Here is a 902-nt window from a genome sequence, read left to right as displayed (position 1 = left end):
TTCTTATTCTTAACGACGGGCGCTATCTGGCTTTTTCCATCTGTGGGTGATAACTTTTGCAGACGTATCCATTCATAATCCTCTTTTGTGGCCGGATGCCAGTTGACGAAGATGCCGGGATAACCTACTACTGTAACCGTGTATCCCCCTGTTTTCTCATTATCTTCCACTTTGAAAGTGGCTCCCATGATGACATCGCAGTTGTATTTGATGGTGGACAGATACGTCCCCCATGCACGGATGTTGTCAAGTTCTCCTTTCATGGCGATTTCCACTTCCTCTTTGCTTAGTGTCCATTCATCCTTGATCCGTCCCTTATCTTCCAGTATTTTCACCTCGACAACTGTAGGTTTGACACAAACTTCAGTAACTGCATCGCCTGCACGTGCCTGTGCGTCACGAAACTTGAAGACCGTCTTTTGCGCATGGGCTCCGACGGCACAACCGACAACCAGAGCAATAATCAGAAATAGTTTTTTCGTTTTCATGTCCTTTTGTGATTATATGTTAATATGCCTGCAAAGGTATGCGAAAGGAGTATACTACCGGGTGAAAACATAGTTCCAAGAACGATACGAAATTGTATCCTATTTGGATACACTGGGGAAGCTTCCGGTGTTGATGCTGTCGGACAGATCACGGAAGAAATCGTGGCCGAGGATGTAGGAGATGCGCCAGAGCAGGTGGATGTCGATATTCTCTTTCCGGAATATCTTGTAAACATTGGGGCGTGTGCAGCATAGTTGGGTAGCGAACCAGGTGACGGTGCGTCCCTGTTCGTGAAGCGTGCGTTCAATAAGTTGTCCCGCATGAATCATGTGCCTATTCTGCTTATGTGTGTCCCCCGGATTCCCGTTGGGCGGACAATTCAATCTATTGTTGACAGGAATATATAGAAAAGG

At 46.5% G+C, this 902-nt stretch carries 2 protein-coding genes; both read right to left on the bottom strand.

Annotated features, from left to right (window positions below; translation table 11 throughout):
- Positions 1 to 488: hypothetical protein (locus HMPREF0106_RS27615; RefSeq protein ID WP_009041331.1), on the bottom strand; the 488-nt coding region annotated here is incomplete at its 3' end.
- 99 nt (positions 489 to 587) lie between these two features.
- Positions 588 to 818, bottom strand: coding sequence for a hypothetical protein (locus HMPREF0106_RS00075; protein WP_004313711.1), 231 nt, complete (start codon positions 816 to 818; stop codon positions 588 to 590).
- Positions 819 to 902 lie beyond the last annotated feature (84 nt).

This window comes from Bacteroides sp. D22, from assembly GCF_000163675.1.
In the GTDB taxonomy this organism is placed as follows: Bacteria; Bacteroidota; Bacteroidia; order Bacteroidales; family Bacteroidaceae; genus Bacteroides; species Bacteroides xylanisolvens.
This window is presented reverse-complemented; position numbering and strand designations above follow the sequence as displayed.

Bases quoted from the DNA above. Each gene is read 5' to 3' on its own strand.
- HMPREF0106_RS00075 (WP_004313711.1), bottom strand. From the start codon at position 818: ATGATTCATGCGGGACAACTTATTGAACGCACGCTTCACGAACAGGGA.